At 53.4% G+C, this 18,781-nt stretch carries 20 protein-coding genes and 1 pseudogene; 6 read left to right on the forward strand and 15 right to left on the reverse strand.

Translation table 11 applies throughout. The features are described from left to right. Positions 1-74 precede the first annotated feature (74 nt). From ACN0VD_RS12150 to ACN0VD_RS12190, 9 genes are all read right to left on the reverse strand, one after another. Positions 75-1,700 carry a recombinase family protein gene (locus tag ACN0VD_RS12150; protein WP_417594602.1) on the reverse strand — a complete coding sequence of 542 codons (1,626 nt, stop codon included), beginning with the start codon at positions 1,698-1,700 and terminating at the stop codon, positions 75-77. Further along, complete coding sequence (locus tag ACN0VD_RS12155) at positions 1,697-2,113, reverse strand: DUF2924 domain-containing protein (RefSeq protein ID WP_417594604.1); 417 nt, start codon at positions 2,111-2,113, stop codon at positions 1,697-1,699. The genes ACN0VD_RS12150 and ACN0VD_RS12155 overlap by 4 nt, the downstream gene beginning before the upstream one ends. Beyond that, the gene (locus tag ACN0VD_RS12160) at positions 2,110-2,352 is read right to left on the reverse strand and encodes a DUF3489 domain-containing protein (RefSeq protein ID WP_417594606.1); all 243 of its coding nucleotides are present in this window, start codon (positions 2,350-2,352) and stop codon (positions 2,110-2,112) included. Before ACN0VD_RS12160 ends, ACN0VD_RS12155 begins: the two co-directional genes overlap by 4 nt. A gap of 251 nt (positions 2,353-2,603) precedes the next feature. Next, a complete protein-coding gene (locus ACN0VD_RS12165) occupies positions 2,604-3,740 on the reverse strand; it encodes a hypothetical protein (protein WP_417594608.1) in 1,137 nt (378 codons plus the stop codon). After that, positions 3,737-4,114, reverse strand: coding sequence for a DUF5681 domain-containing protein (locus tag ACN0VD_RS12170; RefSeq protein WP_417594610.1), 378 nt, complete (start codon positions 4,112-4,114; stop codon positions 3,737-3,739). Before ACN0VD_RS12170 ends, ACN0VD_RS12165 begins: the two co-directional genes overlap by 4 nt. Next, entirely contained in the window at positions 4,107-5,414 is a 1,308-nt protein-coding gene (locus tag ACN0VD_RS12175; protein ID WP_417594612.1) for a site-specific DNA-methyltransferase, read from the reverse strand. The genes ACN0VD_RS12170 and ACN0VD_RS12175 overlap by 8 nt, the downstream gene beginning before the upstream one ends. Positions 5,415-6,027: 613 nt before the next feature. Next, entirely contained in the window at positions 6,028-6,828 is an 801-nt protein-coding gene (locus ACN0VD_RS12180) for a plasmid partitioning protein RepB C-terminal domain-containing protein (protein ID WP_417594614.1), read from the reverse strand. 77 nt (positions 6,829-6,905) lie between these two features. Next, on the reverse strand, positions 6,906-7,799 hold the full coding sequence (locus tag ACN0VD_RS12185; RefSeq protein WP_417594616.1) for a plasmid partitioning protein RepB C-terminal domain-containing protein: 894 nt from the start codon (positions 7,797-7,799) through the stop codon (positions 6,906-6,908). Next, positions 7,799-9,358 carry a recombinase family protein gene (locus tag ACN0VD_RS12190; RefSeq protein WP_417594618.1) on the reverse strand — a complete coding sequence of 520 codons (1,560 nt, stop codon included), beginning with the start codon at positions 9,356-9,358 and terminating at the stop codon, positions 7,799-7,801. Before ACN0VD_RS12190 ends, ACN0VD_RS12185 begins: the two co-directional genes overlap by 1 nt. An 82-nt stretch (positions 9,359-9,440) precedes the next feature. Here ACN0VD_RS12190 and ACN0VD_RS12195 point away from each other — a divergent pair, with 82 nt between their 5' ends. The 3 genes and pseudogenes from ACN0VD_RS12195 to ACN0VD_RS12205 form a co-directional block, all read left to right on the forward strand. Next, positions 9,441-9,803, forward strand: a complete 363-nt coding sequence (locus ACN0VD_RS12195) for a hypothetical protein (protein ID WP_417594620.1) — start codon at positions 9,441-9,443, stop codon at positions 9,801-9,803. A gap of 240 nt (positions 9,804-10,043) precedes the next feature. After that, positions 10,044-11,333: a phospholipase D-like domain-containing protein gene (locus ACN0VD_RS12200; protein ID WP_417594622.1), complete on the forward strand. Its 1,290-nt coding sequence runs from the start codon at positions 10,044-10,046 to the stop codon at positions 11,331-11,333. 147 nt (positions 11,334-11,480) lie between these two features. After that, positions 11,481-11,657, forward strand: a pseudogene (locus ACN0VD_RS12205) (helix-turn-helix domain-containing protein); the annotation flags it as partial. 34 nt (positions 11,658-11,691) lie between these two features. Here ACN0VD_RS12205 and ACN0VD_RS12210 read toward each other — a convergent pair. The 6 genes from ACN0VD_RS12210 to ACN0VD_RS12235 all read right to left on the reverse strand — a co-directional run bounded on the left by ACN0VD_RS12210 (position 11,692) and on the right by ACN0VD_RS12235 (position 15,810). Continuing rightward, complete coding sequence (locus ACN0VD_RS12210; RefSeq protein ID WP_417594624.1) at positions 11,692-12,210, reverse strand: hypothetical protein; 519 nt, start codon at positions 12,208-12,210, stop codon at positions 11,692-11,694. 134 nt (positions 12,211-12,344) lie between these two features. Further along, on the reverse strand, positions 12,345-13,871 hold the full coding sequence (gene tnpC / locus ACN0VD_RS12215; protein ID WP_417594626.1) for an IS66 family transposase: 1,527 nt from the start codon (positions 13,869-13,871) through the stop codon (positions 12,345-12,347). A gap of 59 nt (positions 13,872-13,930) precedes the next feature. Continuing rightward, a complete protein-coding gene (gene tnpB, locus ACN0VD_RS12220) occupies positions 13,931-14,290 on the reverse strand; it encodes an IS66 family insertion sequence element accessory protein TnpB (protein ID WP_417594628.1) in 360 nt (119 codons plus the stop codon). Then, the gene (tnpA, locus tag ACN0VD_RS12225; protein ID WP_417594630.1) at positions 14,284-14,961 is read right to left on the reverse strand and encodes an IS66-like element accessory protein TnpA; all 678 of its coding nucleotides are present in this window, start codon (positions 14,959-14,961) and stop codon (positions 14,284-14,286) included. Before tnpA ends, tnpB begins: the two co-directional genes overlap by 7 nt. 436 nt (positions 14,962-15,397) lie before the next feature. Beyond that, positions 15,398-15,568, reverse strand: a complete 171-nt coding sequence (locus tag ACN0VD_RS12230; protein ID WP_417594632.1) for an excisionase — start codon at positions 15,566-15,568, stop codon at positions 15,398-15,400. After that, the gene (locus tag ACN0VD_RS12235; protein WP_417594634.1) at positions 15,568-15,810 is read right to left on the reverse strand and encodes a DUF2274 domain-containing protein; all 243 of its coding nucleotides are present in this window, start codon (positions 15,808-15,810) and stop codon (positions 15,568-15,570) included. The genes ACN0VD_RS12230 and ACN0VD_RS12235 overlap by 1 nt, the downstream gene beginning before the upstream one ends. 480 nt (positions 15,811-16,290) lie before the next feature. On the opposite strand from ACN0VD_RS12235, the gene ACN0VD_RS12240 reads away from it, so the two are divergent. The 3 genes from ACN0VD_RS12240 (at position 16,291) to ACN0VD_RS12250 (ending at position 18,778) form a co-directional block, all read left to right on the forward strand. Further along, positions 16,291-16,677 carry a RidA family protein gene (locus ACN0VD_RS12240; protein WP_417594636.1) on the forward strand — a complete coding sequence of 129 codons (387 nt, stop codon included), beginning with the start codon at positions 16,291-16,293 and terminating at the stop codon, positions 16,675-16,677. Between the two features lie 225 nt (positions 16,678-16,902). Next, positions 16,903-17,766, forward strand: a complete 864-nt coding sequence (locus ACN0VD_RS12245; protein ID WP_417594662.1) for a thiamine pyrophosphate-dependent dehydrogenase E1 component subunit alpha — start codon at positions 16,903-16,905, stop codon at positions 17,764-17,766. After that, the gene (locus tag ACN0VD_RS12250) at positions 17,759-18,778 is read left to right on the forward strand and encodes an alpha-ketoacid dehydrogenase subunit beta (protein WP_417594638.1); all 1,020 of its coding nucleotides are present in this window, start codon (positions 17,759-17,761) and stop codon (positions 18,776-18,778) included. The genes ACN0VD_RS12245 and ACN0VD_RS12250 overlap by 8 nt, the downstream gene beginning before the upstream one ends. The last annotated feature ends 3 nt before the right edge of the window (positions 18,779-18,781 follow it).

Here is an 18,781-nt window from a genome sequence, read left to right on the forward strand (position 1 = left end):
ACGACCGTCATATTAAGAGTCCGATATATTTGCTTCTTACTCGAGAACTGAAAGAGTACTCTTGGTTTAGAGCGCTAAGCCGCCATACCAAGGAGTCTTCGCTGTTCGTCCCAATTAAGCGGAAAGTTGCGCGACATCAGAATTTCAGGATCCAGCGCTTTCGATATCGTGCCCAGTAGCAGTGCCTTTTGGATATCTGGAGCTAGCAGTCCAACTGCAACACGGCTCCGCGTCCACTCGTTGCGTGGGACGCCCATCTCTGTGTGAGATGCAGGATGTAGGGGAGAGGCATTGAGCTCTATCAGCTTTCGGTGAGCAGTGCGCACGAGATTGGCCATCACGGCCCGCTGCTCGGCGTCATCAAGCAGATGCACTTTAGATTGCAGTGTTTTGCCGCGCCGCACGGGTCGGCCATCAATCGATATTTTCAAGTCATTGCTCTCGATCTTGGCGGCAGGGTCAATTTCGTGCTGGATGCGGCCAAGCAACACCGTGGCGCAAATTTCCTTCGTGATGAGGGCTGAAGCATCTATGGTAATATTGATACGGTCCTCGACTGTGGCGACACGTGTGATCACATTGAATATTTCGTCGGACGCTTTTGCTCTGGGGAGAATGGACGATAGCCGGTCAAGCAGCAGCCGCTCAATCCGCTCAGCCGAAATTCGTTCACCGCGCATGTTGTCAGTGTTACCGATCTGGCCGTTGGGCAGCAGTGTTTCGCTGACATAGTAGCGGTAAACCTTCTTCCCGCGCCCATGTCCAAAGCTCGGCCGCATTAGCTGGCCATCCTGATCGAACAGTTTTCCTGCGAGCGGGCATGCCGCAACCCTCGTTTTGCGGGTGCTACGCTTATGGCGGTTCGCATCAAGTTTCGCTTGGACGGCGTTGAATACATTTAGGTCGATGATGGCTTCATGCTCTCCAACATGAGCTTTGCCCTTGTGGACAATCTCTCCCAAATAGATGCGGTTGTTGAGAATGTGAGCAATCGTCCCGCACCGCAGCGTTAGACCGCCATGGATGATACCGCGCTGGGAAGTCCACCTTTTGGAGAGAATGCCTTCGGCGGCGAGAAGCTTTGCGAGTTTTGGGATTGATTCAAGCTCAAGATATTTTTGGTAAATATACCGAACGGTGTCTGCCTCTTCCCGATTTTCAAGCAGAATGCGATCGCCCAGATCATAACCGAGCGGTATGTTGCCGCCCATCCAGATGCCTCGGGCCTTGGATGCGGCAATCTTGTCGCGAATGCGTTCGCCGGTGACTTCGCGCTCGAATTGCGCAAAGGAGAGCAGGACGTTTAAGGTAAGCCGTCCCATGCTGCTTGTCGTGTTAAATGCCTGCGTCACGCTCACGAACGAGACATCATTGCCATCGAAGCTTTCGACGATCCGCGCGAAGTCCATGAGGCTGCGCGTCAACCGGTCGACCTTGTATACGACCACAACATCAATCCGCCCTTTACTGATATCCTCGAGAAGACGCTGGAGGGCAGGGCGATCCATGTTGCCGCCTGACCAACCGCCATCATCGTAGAAATCAGGAAGACATTCCCAGCCTTCACCAGCTTGGCTCAGTATATATGCTTCGCACGATTCCCGCTGGGCATCCAGCGAATTGAACTGTTGCTCAAGCCCCTCTTCCGTGGATTTGCGGGTATAGATTGCGCAGCGGCGGCGGCTTAGCGGCGCCGTCATCTGACATTCGCCTGCCGCAGGCCGAAGAAGCGCGGCCCGTTCCATCGCTTGCCCGTGATGTGGCGAGCGACTTCCGACAAACTGCCGAACGTTTGATCCTGGTAAATGACCCCGCTTTCGACAACTACGACCTCGTGGCGTTTACCTGCCCATTCACGGGCGAGGCGCATGCCTGCGGTAGGCGCGACTTTGGCTCCGGTATGCTCCTGAGCAAGCATCTGGCGTGTTGCCGCGTCGAACGCGCCGTATGCATCGGCTTGAATGCGCCACGCAAGGACGCGCCGCAGAAGGTCTGACGAGCGATGGCGGGGAGGGGCGCCGTAGCGCCGCTCCCACTCCTTGCGAAGATCAGCAAGTGACATGGCAGGCAGGTCGGCGACGATTTCTGTCACCCGGATTTTTGCCTTTCTCATGCGCCTGGCTCCTCAAGCGACCAGACGGTGGTCGTGCCCTCCACCTTGCGGTCGATTACATATCCGCGTTTGCGAAGACCTGTCATAGCGGCGCGAACTGTGTGGCTCTGCCAGCCTGTCGCTTCAATCATGTCTTCAAGACTGGCACCGGTGCCGATCTTCAGTAGTTCAACGAGGCGATGCGCCTTGCTGTGCTCGCGGGGCGCTTTTGCAGCCGCGGCCGGTTTGTCAGTGGTCATGGTGATCTCCCGATCGGAGAAGGCACCATTGCCTCCTCCTACCGAGATTAGCCCCACCAATGGGTTGGCTGGGGCAGGCCTGGAATGTCCCACGCGCTGTGAACACCAATGCTTGCTTTTACCGACAAGTCGAATGGAACTTCCAAATTTGGAGTCATTTTGTGGGATTCTTTAGACAGGCTTCCTAATAGTTGCTGATCGTTTTTCACCGATCTCACTGGCGAGCGGATCGCGCGATATTCTATGTGCTATCAATCATTTGGCGGTCGCTTCGCGGCTTTCTCTCTTCTTTCTCGCTCGTCTCTATCTTTGAAAACTGACGCGATCAGTTCCGTTTGCTGTATGTAGAATTCTCTTTCCCATTCTTCTTCCGTAAGTTTTCGGCCTTCTTTGAACGGATTTGGGACGCCAAAATAATCCCAAATAATATCTTGTTCTGATGTTATGATAAAACAGCCACCCCTGTGCAACAGCTTGGGTTCCCCGAATTTCCAATTTTCTGTTACCCGTTGGAAATGCATGAGGAATCGGCTTTCACGATCAAATAAGCCTGATGCCGGTCGCTGAAGATATTGAGCGCGAAAGTTGCGACCTTTCATTTCTATAAGGATTTCACGTAATTGATCCTTAGTTTCGATCAGGCTGCACAGAACTTCTCCGGCGGCACGTTCAATAGTCCGGCCATCGCTGAGTTGCCATTGCTCGTCCTTATTATCGATCGCAGAAAGCGCGGTTCGCCGCCAAGCCTCTTTGTTTCGATCAAGATGTCCACAAAGATCGTCAGAATGCAGCCGCTGCATAACCAAGACAAGAACCGCTTTGTCCTTCCGGCTGAGCCGTGCCACTATTTCATCATCGTACCAGTTATTAATGACGTTCCTTTTCTTTTCGCTGTGCGCGTGCCGTGCCGGTAAGGGGTCATCAATGACGTAGATGTCAGCGCTCCGACCTATTTGCGACTTCGAAATATACGACTGACTAATTTGCGCCCTGTTCGCAAAAATCAAGGTATCGCCCTCGTCTCGAAAGCGTAGTTCCGGAAATACCGCGAGTAAACGTGGTGAGCGAAGCAGCCGCTTTCGCATTTCTCTGAATTCTGACGCAAGCTCGCGTGTCCCTGCGATCACGCAAATCCGCATACCGCTATGGCGAGCGGCCATAAATAGTGGCCAAGCTATCGAGGCGCAGAATGATTTCAGGTAGCGCGGCGGCAGGTTTAAAATTAGCCGGTGGTTCCCATTAGGGCCGCATCGCATCAACTCATCGCAGACGATATCGAGATACCAGCCGTCAACAAACACTTTCTCTGGATAGAGTTCACGAAAAGCAAAGCTGATGAATGTACGAAAATCGGAACGATATAGTCCCCTTAAATGACTTCGTTTCATGGTTTTTCTCCTAGATTATGACTCATGCGTTCCAGCGCGGCATTAAAGGCTGCCTCGTCTTCCGCGTTCACTTCGAATGGATCGCCGGCTCCATTTTCGCGGGAATATTTAACTAGATACTCGATCGAACGGGTGTCACCCTTGAGCGCATTGGCTACCAGACGCTTCACAATTGCTTCGCGTTTACGCAGCTTGATTTCCTGTCCGCCTTCTTTGACCGAAATGGCTTGGTCAAGCTCGCGTTCAATCAGGGAATCGATGTTTTTGGTTCGGCGCGGCCTACCATTGGGATTGCCAGAAACGCCTTTGCGGAACCGGTTTTTGCGCGGCGGCTTGCGGTACCCTGCGGCTTCGTCATCTCCTGGCTCAGACATTGACCGTCTCCATTTGCAGCCGTTCTTCGCGAACGCGGCCGAAAGGTGTACCGCAAGGCAGCAACAACGGCTCGGTGCCCGTGGCCTCTTGATAGCGGCGCAGCGTCACATCCACATATGCAGGCTCAATCTCGATTAAAGCAGCCCTGCGTCCGACGGTTTCTGCAGCAAGCATGGTCGTGCCGGCTCCGCCAAAAGGATCGAGAACAAGGTCGCCGGGCGCGCTTGCGTCGCGGATTGCATCTGCAATCAACTGGACAGGCTTGACGGTGGGGTGGTCTTCCAAATCCTGTTTGCGGGACTTGGAAAATCCGCTGGCGCCGGGATATTGCCAGACGTTTGTGCGGTAGCGTCCAAGCCGGCCGAGCTGAATATTGTTTATATGACTAGCCTCGCCGTGTTTGAAGACGGCGATAAATTCATGCTGCGAACGGTAAAAAGAGCCCATTCCGCCATTGGGTTTAACCCATGCAATGACGTTCTTGAGGGAGGTAAAAAGCTCTCTCCCAAGCATGATTAGGTCTGCGACCGACCGCCAGTCTATAAAAACATAATGCAGGGATCCATCCCGCGAGGCGCTGCGGGCATTACCCAGTGTGTCAGTTAAGAACCCGCGGAATTGCTCAATGGTCATCTCACCTGAAGCCATGGCGAACTCCCCGTGCCGCCCGCTCCCGCTTACATTGCCCTTAATGGCGACATTATAGGGTACATCTGTGATGACGAGATCCACCAGCTTTCCGTCTGTGACGAGTGGATAAGCTTCCGCGCTCCGCGCATCACCGCAAAGGATCCGGTGTTTCCCGCATTGCCAAAGATCGCCGGGCCGAGTGACGGGCTTTGCTGTCGGCGGTTCAAGTGGCGGATCATCCTCGACAGGTATCTCGTCTAGGGCCATGAACCCGTCGATCTCGATGATGTCAAAACCCGTCATCTCAAGATTGTAATCAAGGTCAACGAGCGCTTCGAGTTCGGTGGAAAGCAGCTCAGTTGACCAGGTCGACCGTTCAGCAATGCGGTTATCTGCGATGCGCAGCGCACGCTTCTGGGCCTCTGTTAGCCCAGCGATACGGATCGCCGGTATCTCCGATAGGCCTGCAATCCGGGCGCCACCAACTCGGCCGTGTCCGGCTATGAGGCAGTTCTCCTCATCAATCAGGACCGGATTGGTAAAGCCGAATTCAAAAATGCTCGCTGCGATCCGATTTAACTGCGCCTTATTGTGAAGACGCGGATTGGTGGGGTGCTCGGCCAGCTCTGAGAGGTCGATACTTTCGAAAGAAAGGCTGGTTTTATTCATAACGAACTCCTTCGCTGCGGAAAGGCCTCTGGCCTTCCCGCATGATCAAAATTTGCGTGGCGAAGCGACTGATCATCATGGTCAGTGCATCAGCCCCGCGCGCTCCGGATTCGCTGGGGACGCTGTCAGATCTATATGCGAGAAAAAAATAGAGCAAGAAAAAAATGAAATAATTAAATATAGGTATATTAATATGGCCTATACATTTGCCTTACTTTAATGACTACGTTTTATAGTACGTCGTAATGTTCGAGTGTTTACTTCGTCATACGTTTATTGATACGTTATCATTTCTTAGTATACGTCGAAGTATACGTGGAAATACATTTATAGTTCGACATACGTCTGGCGTTACGTTGAACTCGGCGGTCGCTACGATGCTTCTTTCAAGACTTCGTCGAAGGCTTCGCTTCCTCTTTGTCGTTATGCGGTTGCAATTCGCGAAAAAGGGTTGTGCGCCGGCTATTGCGGTATGGCCGGCGCACAACGATGCGGGAACTGAGTTCCCGGGTGGGCTTCATGCGGGTTCGCCGCCATTCCCACCGCCGTGCTTGATCCGCCTCACCGTGCGGCGTCTCCCACGGTCCCCGCGCTTATCGGGTCCGGGTCCCCATCAGGCTGCCATCTGCAGTTCTGCGATCTTTTGGAACTCAGTCAGCAAATCTGCGTGATATTGAGCGAGGTGGCGCACAATTCTGGCGTTATCGAGCAGGCTGGAAATATAGGCTGTCGCGAGCACTAGATCGAGATGATCTGCTCCATAGCTTTGCTCGATTTGCTTGAACTCGCGGTCGAGCCTTGCCGACTCCTGGGTCATGAGACTGATCTGTTCAGGCGTCAGTCCCCGAGCTGCTGGTCGCTTCCCTTCAACAAATTGTTCCTCCGGGGTCGCGGCGACAATCGATTTTACGTAGCTGAGAGAAAACCGGTTCATCGCGATCATCATTTCGGCCGCCGCGATTTGACGCATGGGCTTAAGCCGCCTGAGCTCAGTGAACGCATTGAGCGGCAGATGTTTATCTCGGAGCAGATCGGCCGCTTCAGGACAGATGCCAACAAGCAGGTTCCGCTTTTTGCGGATCAGGTCGATATTGACATTGAGCGTTCGTGCCAGCCGCTCTTCTGAAACCCCGCGTTTGACCGCTTGAAGTATCATTCGGTGTTCCTGAATGATGGCTATCCGGCTGATCCGCCTGTTATAAGTATATGCTTCATCTTCGGTTGCAATCAGACACACGACTTCTTTCGTCTGTTTTCCGGAGAGGATATCGATCCGAATATGCCCGTCCAGAAGCCGAAATGTACCGTTTTCGAGAGGATCAGGAATGACAACGGGAGGCTCGATAATCCCCACTTCTTCAATTGACGCAGCAATTTGCAGATATTTCACGGATTTTCTGATCGCCGGTCTCATTTCCCGTAGTGGCATGATGTTGCAGATTGGGATCCGAAGTGTGCAATTTTCAAATGCGTGCGAGATCGGTTCGTTTCTCACGAAGCCGTGTCCAATCCCTTTTCCATCCTAGCTGCTACATTATGCGGCAGTGTTGTGAGGTTTTCATCCTCTAGAAGCGACATGAAATGTTCATCGCGCGTTAGCCGGCGAATGGATTCGACGATTGAAAGCAACCTGTCACGAGTTGCCTGCGAACGCTGGATAAGCGAGTGCTTCCGCTCAGCATCTTCTTGGTATGCCTTAACCAGCGAGTTTGCCGAGACACGCTCACGCGGTCTGCTATCATGTGTGGCAAGTCCTTTTCCGCGGCGTTTGCGAGCTTCAATGATTTTGCGGGCCTGGATCAGCTTGCGCCCTTTCAGCAATCCCTTCTCGTAGGCATTGGATAAAGCGAGCTGGATCTCATGATCTTCGCATTCTGCAATCTCTATTGCCACGCTTAACGGGATCACCCGTGTTTCTACCGACCGGAGAAGGCGCTGCTCGCCTTTTTCGATCAGCCGCGCGACGCCATTTACATATTCCTTGGTAAGGCCTGTCTTTCGCGCGATTTGAGCAATCGAATAGCCTCGCTCCTCCATGCCGCGGATGTCCTGCAGCAGGTCGATGGCTCGGTGCTGGCGCCGTGCACAATTTTCGACAAGGCTGGCAATGAGGCTATCTTCTGGATCAGCGGAGACGACAAGGGCAGGTACTTCCTTCTGCCCCAGTTCGATGTAGGCCTCGAGCCGGCCTTGACCGCAAACAAGATCATAAAATGGCCCGCCGGCTTCGGAGCGCCGCGTAACAGTTATTGGTTTTTTCAGCCCAATCTTGGCAATGTTATCTACAATCTCTTTGAAGTTGCGTTGATTGCGAACGCGTGGATTGACAACCGTAACCTGTTCGACCGGGATCATCTCCACGCGCTGGGCGGGTAAGGCGGACATCAGGCTGCCATCCGAAAGTCACAGCGTGCCGCCATCTGAAAAAATTGTGCCAAACTATCGAAACGATAGGCATCAAGAGAAAGGCCATTGTAAGTGGCGAGCCGCAGTACCGCGTCACGCATATCGAGCCGCGGCAGCAGGTAGTAATCGAGTGGATTGCTATTTCCAGTATCCATGCGCACCGCGACCGTTAAATTTGGCTTTAGTGGCGTATCCAGGCGAAGTTTCCAGCGTAGGCTGCCAGCATTCGTCTGGAAGCACCTAGCGATCGCGAGGGATGCTGTGAATTCCCGGTTGATCGTGAGCAGATCGGTCGAAGGGTCTCGGGAAACTGTACCGCCAACTTCCAAGATACCGTCGATCAGGGACTGGATGACGCCCGGATGCATTGCCCGCAATTTGCGGTTAGTTTCGAGATAGCTATAGTCATGATCAGGCGTAAAGCCGACAAGGGTGTAGGCTCTAAGGAGGCTGCCAAATCTTGTTCTGAACGAACTGCTCGAAGGGCAATCCTCGGCTTCGTTGATTATCAAGCCGGAAAGTGCGCCATTCTGCTTTAAAATCCGCGCAAGGGCTTCGAGCATTTCGTCATCGGTGAGTTTCGAGCTGCGCTGAGCTATAATCGCTTGGGCTGCATTGAACATATCTTCCGACACAATACCGGCGAATGCTGAGTCCGCACGGACCCAATCGTCGGGGTCATTTTGGACATGAGTTCCTTTGAGCTTGCAGGAAGTTTTAGCCCAAACGTTGTTTCCGATGTATTTCTCATTGATCAGTAACTGATGCACCGCGCCGCGGGTCCAAGTCCTGCCGAGGTCGGTTGGAATGCCGCGATCGTTGAGCACCTCGGCAATTTCGCGCTCAGAGAGGCTTTTCTCGATAAACAAATGATAGACTTCGCCCACTATCTCGATTTCGTATTTTGGACCGGGCACAAGAATTACGCGATCGGTCGCTATGCTTTTATGCTCGCCCGGCTCTAAAATTCCTTTTTCCTGTCCAGATTGATCAACAAGCATACGTCTCAGGCCAAATCCCGCCGGACCGCCTTGCCTGTAACCAAGCTGGATCAGATTTGCTTGTCCGGCGAATACCTTCACTGACAATTCGCGGCTATATTCTCCCGCCATCGCGCGCTTAACGGTTTTGATTATTGAAGAGCCGATGCTGCCATCATTTTCGAACTGCTCAGCGCAGTAATGAACCTGCACGCCGGCCTGGCGGCAACGCAGCTCATAGGATGCTGCTTCATCTGGATCTTGAAAACGTCCCCAGCGGCTAACATCATAGACGATGAGTATACTGAAATCGGACCTTCCGGTTTCCACGTCCTCCAACAGTTGCTGCAGAGCAAGTCGGCCACCGATATTGAGACCGCTTTTACCCTCGTCAGCATATGTTTTGACGATTTCATAGCCGCGCTGTTCTGCATACCGGTGGATGGCTTCAGATTGGTTGTTTGTTGAGTACTGCTGATGCTCCGTCGACATGCGAACATACTCAGCGGCTCGCAACATTGAGGCCGTTGTCGGTGTGTTCTCTTCGTCGGTGTCCAACCAATTTATTACCATTGCCGTCCAATCTGATGATCACGTCGAGTCCATCGCGAAGGCGGTCTACAGCAATAGGATGCGAAGCATGGTTCGTAAAAACCGCAGTACACTTCGGAAATTGGGAATTTCACTATCGGAATCCGCGCTGGCCGAGCAAATTGGAGAAGTCCTCAGGAATGAATTGGGCGCGAGTCGAAGAGCAACGAAGACCGTTATGCGATGGACAGGTGTAAGTGATAATACGGCGCGTTCCTGGTTGAATGGACGAGCGAGCCCCAGCGGACTGCATTTACTGGAACTCGCTGCTCATTCAGAACCGGTGATGATTTTTCTACTTGAGGTAACTGGCCATGGCGACCTCGAGATCGGGTTGAGATTGCAGGAGATTGAGGTTGAGCTTGAAGATACACTTGATCGTGTTCGCTCAATCAGAAAGCAGGTTCGGTAACCGCCATCCAAGGCTCGTTGATTCCGGCGATTCACTCAAGAATGATGGTTCTGGCTTTTTATGACTACTATTTCGCAAAGTATCATGCGCCACATTGACTAATTTCGGGTTAGACACCCAGTGTTGCCGGCGAATCCTTGCATTCGGTTTGTCTCTTGTTCGTGCGTTGGTTTGTCTGGCCAGGCGGTTATAGCATGCGGTCTGTGCTTTTTTGGCATTTTTAACTCCGGGGGAAAAAAAGTGAGCCACAACAAGATCAGAGATACCTACGGCAACTCAGCTGCGTCTGGCTTCTCCGTCGACTTTTTCCGGCATGCTGCAATTGGGGGGCGGGATGCATTTTTGGCCTGCCCGTTTGTTTCAACATATGAGCCCATTGAGTTTCTTACTCGCGGAGGCTGCCAAGTCAATTTACTGGTACGCCTGTGCTCAATCACCCCGCCAGTAATCCTTCGGAAGGCACTCAACGACCCACTGGTTGCCGTGCGTTACTATACTGACCGCGCTTTTCACGCCAAACTCTATATTGTAGGCGACATCGCGATGGTGGGTTCTGCAAACCTCACAAACGCTGGGCTCATGTCAAACCGAGAAGTATCAGTGGTACTCCGTCAGGAGAGGGATGAGGGGTTTGATGAACTGCCGGGTATATTTAGGATGTTTTGGGATCACGCCGACGTTTTTACTCCGGAGCTTTGCACGCAGTATGAGGAGGCATTCAAGCTGGTTGGCAAGCCTACGGAAGATGCTAACTTCCAAGCCCATATTGAAAAGTTTGTTCCTGCTGCCATCCCGCCCAGCGCGACCGTGGGCAGCGACGCCGTGTCGAAAAAGCGCTCCTTCTTGCAGAGCTTGCGCAGAAAGTACGATGAACAATTAGGTCCAGCTTTCGAGGAAGTGCGGCAGGTTTTCAACCAAGATGGTCGCCGACGCGCTGAATTTATTGGTGGCGACCTTGATATCGAAATCGGACGGTTTCTTGGTTGGTTGCGGATCGTACACGCGCCAGGCGATACATGGCGGGCTTCGCCTTTAGCCAATGCGGCCGAACGAAAACTTCGCTTGAATCGTTGGATGGATAGGTGGTTTGATCAGATCAACACAGATGCAGGCGATATGGTCAGAGCAGAGAGCGAAGTCGGTAACATTGCTCGTCTCCGACAAACTCTAGAATCTACCGATTCTATCAAAAATGCTACATATGATGAAATTTTCGATGCATTGACCGGAGCCCATGCCTTCAACGATAGGCTGCGGTTTGTTGCTGGCGGACTGAAGGGGCTTCGGGTGGAATTTTTTGAGCGAAACGGCCTGAATGCAATAAAGGCTACTCTTACCTATCTACTCCACGGCAAAGGTACGCAGCTCGAGCGCGCATACGATTGTCTATATAATGAAAAGCTAAGGCTAGCAGGTTTCGGCGAAGCTTGTACTATGGAGGTAGTTGGCTGGATGGACTTGGACCGACCTCCAATTAATGGCCGCACAATCAAAGCGCTTAGATTCTTAGGATTTGATGTCAAAGATTAAAAGGCACGTTTCGCATGGCGGATTCTGCAACGGTTTCGGTGTTCCGCGCAAAGCGCACGCATCGCGTATCCTGCGACGTGTTGCCATGAGTCGCAATTAGTCGAAATTATCTGAAATCAGGTCAAATGTATGCGGCCGCTTTGCAGCGTACCGTGCCGGACCTTCTACCGCTGGGTTGAACGCTATCTGGAAGGCGGGCCTGAAGCGCTTGCCGACCGACCATCCGCTCCAAGCCGGGTGTGGAACCGGATCCCTGCCAAAGTGCAGGACCAGATCATCGATCTGGCATTAGAACGCAGCGAGCTATCACCGCGCGAACTGGCGGCAACCGATCGTTGACGCAGAAAGACGCGGCGGCCTATCCAATTGCTTTGCGCAAATTGCCCAAAGCTGCCGAAAGTTTGAGGCCATCTCTTTTCAGCGCTAGAAGTTTTTCCTGCGCGGCTGATTGCTCCATAGTCTGTTCGGCATATACCGCCTGACGCGAACGGATCGAAATGCTACGCACGACCAGAAGCCAATGTCCATTGCGCTCCATACACACCTTAATTGTTCCGTGGCAGAGCAACGCTCGGAATGCTTCGTGTTGGGTGCGATACGACGAGAGTGCATCGCATGCAGGCTTCCCCTTATTGCCGAACGGACCACTTGGAGAAATGGCTGCTTCCAGATCCTCATATTGCTGCCCAATCAGATGACGAAGCCGAAGAGATGCTCCATCTGGCTTCGCCGCATCAAGCGCCAGTAAAGTTTGCGTCACTGCCATTTCAACTTGAGAGAAATGATGCATGCACGCCCCGCGCCAAGCGTTGACTTCCGTGTACACGTCGTCCCAGCAACAAGCGGGCAGAACATCAATTGTAGCGATCGCATTCATGTGATGGCTTTAGCTTAAGTGAATTAACATTATCTTTGGGCGGTTCATTACATTTACACGACCCCCGCCAAGGGTCTTAGATCGAATTTTCATGAGGGATCCAATTTCGGTAAGCGTACGGGCGCTGCACGTCACTATCGCTTGACGGTTATTTCGGATTTCCAGTTCCAGGGCAGCAGCTCGTCGAGCCGGTTGGCGGGATGGCCATCGACCATTCGCTGGAGGAGGTTAGCGATATAGGCATATGGCTCGACCTGGTTGAGTTTCGCGGTTTCGACCAGCGAGCAGACCGTGGCCCAGCGTTTGCCGCCCTGATCACTGCCCGCGAACAGATGGTTCTTGCGGCCCAGCGCGACAGGCCGGATGGCGCGCTCGACCGGATTGGTGTCGAGCTCAATGCGGCCGTCATCAAGGAACCGGGTGAGCCCGGTCCAGCGGGCAAGCGCATAGCGGATCGCCTCGGCAAGCTTGCCTCTTTGCGGTATGCGCGGCAGCTGCGCTTCGAGCCATTGCCGCAGGCTGGCGACCAGTGGCCGCGCCATCAACCGGCGCAGCGCGAGCCGTTCGGCAGGTGGCTTGCCCCGGACCTTTGCCTCGACCGCATAAAGCTCCGCGATCCTGCGTACCGCCTCGATCGCAACCGGTGATCCATCTCCCTGCGCGATCTCGTAGAACTTGCGCCGCGTATGCGCCCAGCAGGCAGCAAGCATGATATCGCCTATGGCAGTCAGCTGCTCGAACCCGGCATAACCGTCGACATGAAGCGTGCCTTTATAGTGCTTGAGATGATCCTTCGGCCGCTGCGCCCTGCGATCGGGTTCATAATAATATATGGCTGCAGGAGGATCGGTGCCAGCCCAGCCCCGCTGGTCTCTCGCATAAACCCAGAGTCTGCCAGTCCTGGTCCGCCGCCGTCCGGGATCGAGCACCGGCAATGGCGTATCATCGGCAAACAGATGATCGGAGGCGAAGATGTTCATGCCCAGGCTATCGTGCAGCGCATCAAGCCACCAGCACGCGCCGCCCACCCATCCGGCAAGTGTCGAGCGCTCAAGCTCCACGCCCTGACGCGCGAACATCTGCGACTGGCGGTAGAGCGGCAGGTGATCGCAATATTTGCTGATCAGCACATGGCTGAGGAGCGCAGGCGTTGCGAGCCCGCCAGCTATCACGCGCTCTGGCGCCGGAGCCTGCGTCACCGTCTCGCACTGGCGGCACGCATATTTGGGACGCCGGATGCGGATCACCCGCAAGGTCGCGGGCACCCAGTCGAGCATTTCGCTCACGCTTTCGCCGATCGGATGGAGAGTGCCGCCGCACCGCGCGCAGTCCTCCCCGTCAACATCGAGCAGGTGCTCGGTGCGTTCCAGATGTTCGGGCAGCGGCTTGCGCCGTGCCGGCAACGGTTCGGTGACAAGCGGCGCGGGCCGGCTCTCGATAATCTGCGCTATATCGGCATCAAGCTCCTCGAGGCCAAGCGCCAGCTGGTCCATATCGAGCCGCTCGGACCTGCGCCCATATTGTGCACGCTGGAGCTGTTTTATAATCTGCTGAAGGCGGCTGATCTCGCCATCGCGGTGCTCGACAAGGCTCGCCATATTACGCACCAGGCGGTGCAGAAGTGCCGTATCACGAGGCAGATTGTCGAGATCGAGCCGCATGGCTGCTTATACACCAGACAAGCCATAAACCCAAGCATTTGCGCGGTGTTCCGGTGTTTTTATCCTGCCGCCATTGGTCTCCACACCCGCTCCGGCACCCGCCAGTCGATCCCCTCGATCAGCAGCGACAGTTGCGCAGAACTGAGCACGACTTTCCCGCCCCGATCATCCACCTGCGGCCAGATAAACCCGCCCTGGTCGAGCCGCTTCGAGAACAGGCACAGACCGTTGCCATCCCAGAACACGATCTTGATCAGATTGGCCTTGCGGCCCCTGAACGCGAACAGGTGGCCCGAGAACGGGTCCTCTTTCAGTACCCCCTCGACCAGCATCGCCAGCCCGTCCATGCCCTTGCGCATATCGGTGACGCCGGCTGCAATATGGATCTTCACGCTGGTCCCGCCAGGAAGCATCAGCATTGCCTCGCTCCTTCCAGCATCTCGACCATCGCCCGCACCGTCCCGGGATCGGTGTCCCGCGCAAAGCGCACGCTCCGCCCACCCACCAGCTCAACCTCGATCTCCTGCGCTACGCGCTCGACGATTACTGGTGCGGTGGGTGCAGCTGCCAGAGACGGCGATAGCATGGCGGATTCTGCAAACATCTCGCCTTTTGCATCGCGCACAGCCACCTCCAGAAACACCGGATCGGGCTCGGGCGATGCCAGTTCCTGCTTCCAGCGGAACAATACCCTTGGCGCTATCCCGTAGCGACGCGCCACCCCGGAGACAGATGCACCAGGCGCCATCGCTTCGGCCACGATCCGCTTTTTGTCCGGCAACCGGAAATTGCGACGGGCCTCCGGCAGCGTACCGCCCGATGGAATATAACCTGTCGATACGGGCCCATTTTCCCTGTCAGTCATAGGACTAGTCATATGATTAAGGCCTCCGCGCCGATACAGAAGCCCTGCCTGATGCACTGCATCCTCGACCTTGAACTGATCGCGCCAGTTACCGAACCGCTTCAGCGGCAGCCCATGCAGCTCGCAATATTCCCGCTGATTCAAATCGCTAGCCTGCCAGCCCTCATGATGGGCCCGCCAGAAACCCTCCAGCTCCGCCCTCTTCTCAGCACTCACTCTCGCCATTATCTTCTCCTCTGCAACGGAACCCTCCGTGCAAATGAAGATCGAGACCTTGAAGCCAGGAACAAGCGTGCAACCCCCGTACGCTTACCAATTTCGCTGCAATCAATAAATCGAATCCCTGTTATCGAAATTAAATTCCCTGTATTCTTTTTAGGGAATTGAGTGTCAAGAACGCCTAATTTCTGGGCTCTGCGGGCTGCCAATGAATGAGTAAATTTCGCGAATTCCCAAAAATTCCCTGTAAATACCCACTTAACAGGGAAATGCGTCGCAGAGACAAGTAGTGCCTGTACTGCTTGCACCTCCAGAACCTCTCTCCGCAGACGTCTATAAATGTGAGAACAAGCGAAGATGAATCAATTGTCCCGTCAGCTTCGATCTGACTAAGTTTTTCCGGGTGGGTCTCGGTGTCTTTGGATAAATTCCTGAAGGCTACTCACCAGCACCAATCGCGCCTGCCTACCTTGATGGATTCGATCTCGCCCGCGCCAATAAACTCACATTGTTTGGAACGACCAATATCAGTCATCTTCACCGCAATCGGAATACGAACTGAGATGGGGTGGATTCCAATGTCGGATTGGAGAGGGTTTTGGGAATCTGCCATCAAATATTTCCAATCTGTCGCTTTGCACGCATGCGCCTAAACTCCCTATCGCTATCCAGAAAAGTTTGAAGCATCTCAGGGATCAGTGCGATGACCGGGTCCGTTTGCCCATAGGCTTTTGCATAAATGTTCTCATAATCAGCCCGCGCATAATTGAGGTCCGGTAAAACCGAGATCGTGAGCTTAATGGGAGTCCGGTAGGGAAGGTTGGCGATATGAATACCTACCATCTCAATGTCCACCGCCGGTCCATGACCGCAAAACCAGATCCTTTTGGACCACGATCCGCGGCGGAAATCCCGGGCGTATCTTGATTGTCGGCTGGGTCAGCAAGCTCGGCATATCCGGACTATCACCTGTTGGCGCATTTTCGATCTGGATGGATGATTCATCTGGAAATATGATGCGCTGCTACACCGGCAGGGCGCGACTCTGACCAAAAGCGATGACGCTGTCATAGTCCCCGATCAGCCGGGAGTCTTGCGGGATCAGGGCGGTATCCCCTTAAAGAATGCGCGTATGCAAAATATCGAATATTCCGTTGAACGCTCGTGCAGGCGCGCGATTGGCTGATGGTCGCAAGATAGGATCCGGAATGATTCTAAGCGTAGCTGCGCAAATCTTCTGGATTGGGATTGCGCTTTGATTTTTTATGAATATAATGACGTAAATTCTAATAATAGAATTATGAAACATAAATTATATAAATGGAGAGTCTGCTGATGATTGACCGGAAACACATGTCGAAAGCACATGAGCAACAGCTTGGCTTCTGCCAATCTGTGGGAGCTGGAAATCTCGTTTTTTTATCAGGTGTTGTCAGTTGGGATGATGATTTCCAAGTGCTGCATCCAGGAGACATGGCGGGGCAAATCGAGCAAATCTATTCTAAGCTGTCGCAGGCCCTACAGCAGTTCGACCTTAGTTTTAACGACGTCGTCAAAGAAACCGGTTTCACCACCAATATGGATGAGGCGCTTGGCGCACTTAGTGCGCGGGCAAAATATTATGATGCGACGCATTTGCCAGCAGCGACTTGGGTGGAAGTTTCGCGCCTGGCGCATCCCGATCTTTTGCTCGAAATTGAGTTGGTCGCTGCAAAAAATTGATTGGCAATGCCTAGCCTTGCGCCATCATTTTGTAGGCCGACAACCGATCATAGTGCCGATACATTCTATTGAGGATACTGGATAATGAAACCGGATAAATCGCAAGCCCTTTCCATGTTTCGGCTGATGAACATCAGCCGACAATATGAAAATGCCATTGAAGCGGCCTATTTCGAGGGGAAGTTACCAAATTTTAATATGGCAAACGGACCGATTCCTGGAGAGATGCACTTGTCCAGAGGGCAGGAGCCTTGTGCAGCAGGAGTATGTGCGCATCTAACAGCAGATGACTATGTGACAGCTACGCACCGGGCGCATCACATTGCCATAGCAAAGGGAGTTGATCTCGACCGGATGACCGCGGAAATATTCGGGCGCTCGAGCGGCCTTAGCGGCGGGCGGGGCGGACATATGCATTTGTTTGACTGTTCGGTTAATTTCATGTCGAGCGGCATAGTTGCTGAAGGTATCGGTCCTGCGGTTGGTGCTGCACTTTCGTTCCAGATGCGTGGTCTGCCACATGTTGCCGTTGCGTTCATCGGCGAGGGCGCTGCTAATCAGGGGGCATTTCATGAAGCGTTAAATCTCGCAGGACTTTGGAAGGTTCCATTCGTCTGTATTATCGAAGACAATAGCTATGGCATTTCGGTAGACAAAAAATCGTCGACAGCGGTGCCGCGCAACGATGTTCGTGCAGCAGGCTACAATATGCCTGGTTTTTACGTCGAAGATAATGATCCTTATGAAATTTACGCGGTCGCAGCTGAGGCTATTGAGCGAGCCCGTAATGGCGGCGGGCCAAGTCTCATTGAAATCGAAACTTTCAGACTAACGGGTCATTTTACCGGCGATGCCGAAGGCTATCGGCCAGAAGGTGAGAAGGAAGCCATCGCAAAACGGGATGCGCTACCCGCAATGCGTGCCAAATTGATCGCCAACGACGCAGCAGCTTTGAGTGAGATAGAGAGGATTGAGCGGGAAGCTGATGAAATTGCCGCCCGTGCGATTGCTTTTGCACGAGCGGCTCCCGAACCAATGCCCGAAGATGCATTGAAAATGGTTTTTGTTGGAGGCGACCATAATGACTGAACGAAAATCACGAAAATTAACCATCGCAAAATCCATGGCGGAAGCGTTGGGGGAAGCAATGGATGCCGATGAACGGGTGTTCGTCATGGGCGAGGATATCGGTAAGCTTGGTGGTGCATTCGGAAACACGGCTGGCCTTTATGACAGATTTGGTGGCACGCGAGTGCGAGATACCCCGATTTCCGAAACCGGTTTTATCGGTGCGGCGGTCGGTGCTGCCGCTTGCGGTATGCGACCGGTAGTAGAGCTGATGTTTGTAGATTTTTTTGGCGTTTGCATGGATGCGATTTACAATCTTGCTGCCAAAAACGCATATTTCTCCGGTGGCAATCAGCCAATTCCGATGGTGATTATGAGTGCTATAGGCGGTGGCTACGGTGATGCGGGCCAGCATTCGCAAACCCTCTACGGTACTTTTGCGCATTTGCCGGGGATGAAGGTCGTTGCACCCTCCAATGCTTATGACGCGAAGGGGCTGATGCATGCCGCCATCAAAGATGATAATCCGGTCATTTATTTATTCCATAAAGCGTTACACGGCCTAGCTTGGCTGGGAACTACGCCGGACTCGATAACGCATACACCCACCGATGCCTATGAGGTTCCGATTGGAAAAGCGGCAGTCCTGCGTGAAGGGACAGATGTCACAATTGTTGGATTGAGCTGGCCCGTGCATCTGGCACTTGCCGCAGCCGAAGATCTTGCAGGTGAAGGTGTTTCGGCGGAAGTTATCGACTTACGTTCCCTTGTTCCGCTTGATAAGGAATGCATTCTCAATTCAGTACGGAAAACCGGGCGCCTTGTGGTCGTCGATGACGATTATCAAAGCTTTGGTGTCACCGGCGAAATAATTGCGCTGGTCTCAAGTGAAGCGTTCGGTTGGCTGAAATCCGCGCCCCAGCGAGTTGCGCATCCGGATATCCCTATTCCTTTTGCCCGACCAATGGAACAGTTCGCTCTTCCCAGCAAAGACAAAATTATCGCCAGTGTGCGAGCTACATTATCAACATAGTTA

The sequence above is a fragment of the Parasphingorhabdus sp. genome (assembly GCF_048267785.1).
Classification (GTDB): domain Bacteria; phylum Pseudomonadota; class Alphaproteobacteria; order Sphingomonadales; family Sphingomonadaceae; genus Parasphingorhabdus.